We start from the raw sequence: 5,013 nt of genomic DNA on the forward strand, positions 1-5,013 counted from the left end.
GCCAAGGCCACCGGCATCGACGCCGTCAAGCTGATGCGCCGCGCCAAGGAGCTGCACGAGACCAACCCCATGCTGGGCCACCGCGGCTGCCGGCTGGGCGTCTCCTATCCCGAGATCTACGAGATGCAGGTCCGCGCCATCTTCGAGGCCGCCTGCGAGATCGCTGAGAGTGGCAAGACGGCGCCGATCCCGGAAATCATGCATCCCCTGGTCGCCAAGGGCGAGGAGATGAAGTTCCTGCGCATCCTCACCGACAAGACCGCCCAGGCGGTGATGAAGGAGCGCGGGCGCGAGGTCGCCTATCAGGTCGGCACGATGATCGAGCTGCCCCGCGCCGCCATCCGCGCCGGGGACCTGGCCGAGAACGCCGAGTTCTTCTCCTTCGGCACCAACGACCTGACCCAGACCACCTTCGGCATCAGCCGCGATGACTCGGGCCGGTTCCTCAACGCCTATCTGGAGAAGGGCATCTTCGAAAAGGACCCCTTCGTCAGCATCGACCAGGAAGGCGTGGGCGACCTGATCCGCATCGCCGTGGAGCGTGGCCGCGCGGTGCGCCCGGACGTCAAGCTCGGCATCTGCGGCGAGCACGGCGGCGACCCGGCCTCCATCGAGTTCTGCGAAAAGGTCGGCCTCGACTATGTGAGCTGCTCGCCCTTCCGCGTGCCCATCGCTAGATTGGCGGCGGCCCAGGCGGCGGTCGGCGGAATGGAGAAGGACCGATGAACCGGGTGAGCGTCATGCCGCGCGAGCGGATCTTGGTTTCGTCGCGCGCCACCCCGGCCGGCGCGATCGGCCTGGGCGCCATGGGCAGTCTGATGCTGGGCGCCATGGCCTTCGGCGCCCTGGCGGTCGGCGCCATCGCCATCGGCACCCTGGCGATTGGCAAGGTCGGGATCGGCCGCGCCAAGATCAAGAAGCTCGAGATCGACGAACTGACCGTGCGCCGCCTCACCATCCTCGACGACGGCGAGCCCAAGCGGTTCTAGGCATGATTTCCTTCTCCCCTTGCGGGAGAAGGACGCGTGCCCCTCACGCCGCCGCCACCGCCTCGATCTCCAGCAGCCACGCCTCGTCATAGATCCCGGTGATGATCACGGTCAGCGCCGGCGTGCGCCCGGCCAACACCTCGTGGCGGATACGCATGTTCTCGTCGCGATAGAGCCGGTCCGACAGGAAGATGGTGACCTTCACCAGGTTGTCGAGACCCATCCCCGCCGCCGAGAGCTGTCGCTCCACATTGGCCCAGGCCGGGCGGCACTGGTCGCCGAAGGTCTGCGGCACGCCGCCGTCGCCGTGGGCCGGGACTTGGCCGCTGACGAACAGCCATCGCGAGGGCCCCTCCACCTCGAACGCCTGGGCGTAGGAGGTCGTCGTTGGGTCGATTGCTCGGGTTCGCACTTGCCGACATCCTCCATCAGGGCCACCAAGGAAACCCAAGCCGGGGAGGGATGTCCATGGGCGAAGACCTGGCGGCCGACATCTACCAGATCACCAGCTTCGAGCTGCTGAGGCTGGGTAAGTCGGTGATCACCGTCGGCGGTCTGGCGGCGGCCGTGGTCATCGTCATGGCCTCCCTGCTGGTGGCCCGCGTTATGGCCTCGGCCCTGCGGCGGGTGCGCGGCCGCGCCAGCCAGGCCGCGCCGTCGATCTACATCTTCGAGAAGCTTTCGACCTATGGCGTCGTGGTCTTCGGGATCATCGCGGCCTTCTCGACGCTCGGCCTGGACCTGTCGTCCCTGACCCTGTTCGCCGGCGCCCTGGGCGTGGGGCTGGGCTTCGGCATGCAGGGCATCGTCAAGGAGTTCATCTCCGGCCTGGTCCTGCTGTTCGACAAGCTGATCCGCATCGGCGACTACATCGAGCTCCAAACCGGCGAGCGCGGCGTGGTCGCCGAGATCGGCCCGCGCGCCACCCGCGTGAGAAACAACGACGACCTCGACGTCCTGATCCCCAATTCGCGGCTGATCGAGCAGCCGGTTAGCAACTGGACCCACCAGAACGGCACGCGGCGCATGCATATCCCCTTCGTGGTAGCCTACGGCGCCGACAAGGTGGGCGTCCGCGACGCGGTGCTGAAGGCCGCCCACGAGGTGCCCTTCACCCTGAAAGACACCGCCTCGCGCAAGACCCAGGTCTGGCTGGTGGGCTTCGCCCCCAGCGGCCTCAGCTTCGAGTTGGTGGTCTGGCCGGCCCTGGAGGCGGTCAAGCGGCCCAACGCCGCCCACGCCGCCTACACCTGGGCCATCGAGGACGCCCTGCGCGCCGGCGGCTTCGAGATCCCGCTACCGCAACAAGAGCTGCGCGTGCGCGCCCTGTTCGGTGAGCAGGGCCAGGCGGCCCGCCGCACGCTGGGCCTTGAAGCCGACGTCCCCGACGAAGCGCCCCCCGCGCCCGTGGCCACGGTCAACGACGCCGCCGAGGACCTGGTCCGTGGCGCCGAGCAGGACGCCAACGACCCACTGCAGGTCAAGCCCAGACCGTCCGTCGGCTAGCCCGGTTCGCCCAGCGCCTTCGTCATGTCGACGGTGTTCAGCGGAATGGTTTCGTGCGGATAGACTCGTACCTCGATCCAGCCGCGCGCGGCGTAGAACGCCCGCGATTTCATATTGGGTTCGAGGCAGCGCAGGCGCGCGGTCGTGAAGCCACGCGCGGCGATTTCACCTTCCAGTTCAGTCAACAGCGCCGTACCCGCGCCCATCCCCTGTGTCGTCGGCTCAACCCATAGGTCGCTCACCACGTCGCCTTCGGACAGTCCGACTCCGACCACCCGCGCGCCTACGCACGCGACCTGCGCGCTCATCCAATCGGCGTCGCCCGGCGTCAGCGGGTCGGCCGTCCAGAGCCCGCCATAGGTGGCCTGAAGCGAGGCCTCGACGCACGCCCTGACGGCGCTCATATCCGCCGACGCCGCCCTGCGTATGATCATGAAAACGCACCCTGGAGATCGACAGATACGACCGGCCAGTCCCGGCTGCGTCAATCCCGTACGACGCGCCGGCCTCGGCGAAAATCGAGCCGCGATGGCCCGGCGGCTTGCGCCGCCGCACTGCCGCCCCATCTCGTTCCCATGACCACAAAGCCTCTTGCGACCATCGGCTATGAAGCCGCGACCCAGGACGCCGTCATCGCCCGGCTGAAGGACGCGGGAGTCGAGACCCTGATCGACGTCCGCGCGGTGGCCGCCTCACGCCGCGCGGGCTTCTCCAAGACCCTGCTAGCCGCCAGTCTCGCGGAAGCCGGGATCGACTATGTCCACCTTCGCCAACTCGGTACGCCCAAGCCCGGTCGCGACGCCGCCCGCAAGGGCCGGATCGCCGAGATGACCGCGATCTTCGAGGATCACATGGCCGAGCCGGCCGCCCAGCTCGAACTTGCCCGCGCCAAGGCCCTGGCCGCCGAGCGCAAGGTGGCGCTGCTGTGCTTCGAGGCCGATCACCAGGGTTGCCACCGCAAGATCGTCGCCGACCTGATCAGTGCGGAATTGGGCTGCGCGGTGGAGAACCTCTGAGCGTCCTCAGGCCGGAGCCCGGCCTGGGTCGAGGCTGACCCCGTCGCCCGGCTTGCAGGCTGGCGAACCGCCAGACAGCAAAACGCCGCCGGCTGGGGGGCTCGGCGGCGCTTCTATCGTTAGGCCGTCCTAGGCTGCGGCGAGCGCTTCCTTGCGACGAACGCTGCGCAGCATCGAGCCCGCCGCGCCGAAGCCGATGATCATCATCGCCCAGGTCGCGGGTTCCGGCACGGCGCTGCCGCCAGGGCCGCCCCACAGGGTATAGTGCGAGAGGTCCTTCAGCTTCTTCGGGTCCTTCTCATCCAGACCAATGGTCGACCAGGGGCCGGACGACACGGTCGGATCGACCTTGTACAGCATGAAGTTGTTGGCCGCTTTGACCGAGATGTACGAAACTGGGGTCGGCCAGTTCCAGGTGCCCGAGGTCTCCTTGGCGCCGCCGGACGGCGTGTACTTGAACAGGAAAACCAGGCCCAACGGCGGCGCGCCGAACACGTCGGCATAGGCCGCTTCGATGTCGGCGGGGTCGTTATCGTTGCCGCTGAACAGGCACCCGGTGGTCAGCGAGCAAGGCTCGTTGATGATCTCCACGGTGCTCACGGCCCAGGCCGGGGCAGCGGTCAGCGCCGACGCGGCGAGGACCGCAGCAAATGCAAGCTTCTTCAACATCGAGAACCCCCAGATAGGCCCGACAAGTTTGAGAAAACGTGTTCGCCGAGCGTTGTGCAATCATGCTCTCTGATACGAGAATCCGAGCTTAACAACGGGATTCTCCAGGCGCGCGTAGTTGCGAGTGAGATCAACTCTCGTAAACGACCATGGCGGGTTCCACGCACCGACCTATGCGAATGCGAGACTCGACCGGTCTCTGGGAAGAGATGGGTTCCCAAGCGGATTGCCTCGCGCCCAACCTGACCGACAATTCACCTGACAAGCTTGGCCATCTCTGGCCTCCTCCGCGCCGGTAGTTGGGGGAGGGGCGCATGGCCCAGAGTTTCGATCCGGCCGCGGCGACGGCGGCCTATCTCGCGCAATTGCCGCCCGAGGCGCACGCCAAGGCCACGGCCTATACCCAGGGCGGCCACTGGCTGCTGCTGTGGGGCGCGTTGGTGGCTGTCGCGGTCGCCTGGCTGGTGCTGAGGTCCGGCGTCCTCGTGAGGCTTCGCGAGCGGGTCGAGGCGCGAAAGGACAGGCCTTGGCTTGCGGTCTTCGCCGTGGTGGCCGCCGACTCGGTGATCGAGACCCTGCTGGGCCTGCCCTGGAACATCTACGAGGACTGGTGGCGCGAGACTCAGTACGGCCTCAGCAGCCAGTCCTTGGGCGGCTGGTTGGGCGAGTTCGCCCTGCTGGGCGCCATCTCCACGGTCTTCGTCGTCCTGCTGGTGGCGGGCCTCTACGCCCTCATGCGCCGGGCGCCCAGGACCTGGTGGGCCTGGGGCGGCGGCCTGGTGGCGGTGTTCTTCACCATCGTCATGGTCCTGGCGCCGGTGTTCATCCAGCCG

At 67.6% G+C, this 5,013-nt stretch carries 6 protein-coding genes and 2 pseudogenes; 5 read left to right on the forward strand and 3 right to left on the reverse strand.

Going from position 1 to position 5,013, the window contains the following annotated elements:
- Together RMO04_RS13675 and RMO04_RS13680 are read left to right on the forward strand one after the other, a co-directional pair.
- Positions 1-726 (forward strand): putative PEP-binding protein (locus RMO04_RS13675; RefSeq protein ID WP_309645323.1); only part of this gene is annotated, 726 nt, incomplete at its 5' end.
- Positions 723-989 carry a hypothetical protein gene (locus tag RMO04_RS13680; RefSeq protein WP_309645324.1) on the forward strand — a complete coding sequence of 89 codons (267 nt, stop codon included), beginning with the start codon at positions 723-725 and terminating at the stop codon, positions 987-989. The genes RMO04_RS13675 and RMO04_RS13680, both read left to right, overlap by 4 nt.
- Positions 990-1,032: 43 nt before the next feature.
- Here the strand turns inward: RMO04_RS13680 and RMO04_RS13685 are convergent, their stop codons facing one another.
- Complete coding sequence (locus tag RMO04_RS13685) at positions 1,033-1,401, reverse strand: RidA family protein (protein WP_309645325.1); 369 nt, start codon at positions 1,399-1,401, stop codon at positions 1,033-1,035.
- Positions 1,402-1,457: 56 nt separating this feature from the next.
- Between RMO04_RS13685 and RMO04_RS13690 the strand changes: the two genes are divergently transcribed.
- On the forward strand, positions 1,458-2,495 hold the full coding sequence (locus tag RMO04_RS13690) for a mechanosensitive ion channel domain-containing protein (protein WP_309645326.1): 1,038 nt from the start codon (positions 1,458-1,460) through the stop codon (positions 2,493-2,495).
- Here RMO04_RS13690 and RMO04_RS13695 read toward each other — a convergent pair.
- Positions 2,492-2,899 (reverse strand): GNAT family N-acetyltransferase, encoded by a 408-nt coding sequence (locus RMO04_RS13695; RefSeq protein WP_309645327.1) that lies wholly within the window; start codon positions 2,897-2,899, stop codon positions 2,492-2,494. The genes RMO04_RS13690 and RMO04_RS13695 overlap by 4 nt on opposite strands.
- Positions 2,900-3,070: 171 nt before the next feature.
- Between RMO04_RS13695 and RMO04_RS13700 the strand changes: the two genes are divergently transcribed.
- Positions 3,071-3,511 carry a DUF488 domain-containing protein gene (locus RMO04_RS13700; protein WP_309645328.1) on the forward strand — a complete coding sequence of 147 codons (441 nt, stop codon included), beginning with the start codon at positions 3,071-3,073 and terminating at the stop codon, positions 3,509-3,511.
- Positions 3,512-3,640: 129 nt separating this feature from the next.
- On the opposite strand, the pseudogene RMO04_RS21190 reads toward RMO04_RS13700, so the two are convergent.
- A pseudogene (locus RMO04_RS21190) lies at positions 3,641-3,748 on the reverse strand (PEPxxWA-CTERM sorting domain-containing protein); the annotation flags it as partial.
- Positions 3,749-4,494: 746 nt separating this feature from the next.
- Here RMO04_RS21190 and RMO04_RS13710 point away from each other — a divergent pair.
- Positions 4,495-5,013 (forward strand): annotated as a pseudogene (locus tag RMO04_RS13710) (M48 family peptidase); the annotation flags it as partial.

The sequence above is a fragment of the Phenylobacterium sp. genome (assembly GCF_031412415.1).
Classification (GTDB): domain Bacteria; phylum Pseudomonadota; class Alphaproteobacteria; order Caulobacterales; family Caulobacteraceae; genus Phenylobacterium.

Excerpts from the sequence above, each read along its gene's own strand:
- RMO04_RS13700 (WP_309645328.1), top strand. The coding sequence starts at position 3,071 with ATGACCACAAAGCCTCTTGCGACCATCGGCTATGAAGCCGCGACCCAG.
- RMO04_RS13690 (WP_309645326.1), top strand. The coding sequence starts at position 1,458 with ATGGGCGAAGACCTGGCGGCCGACATCTACCAGATCACCAGCTTCGAG.
- RMO04_RS13680 (WP_309645324.1), top strand. The coding sequence starts at position 723 with ATGAACCGGGTGAGCGTCATGCCGCGCGAGCGGATCTTGGTTTCGTCG.
- RMO04_RS13695 (WP_309645327.1), bottom strand. The coding sequence starts at position 2,899 with ATGAGCGCCGTCAGGGCGTGCGTCGAGGCCTCGCTTCAGGCCACCTAT.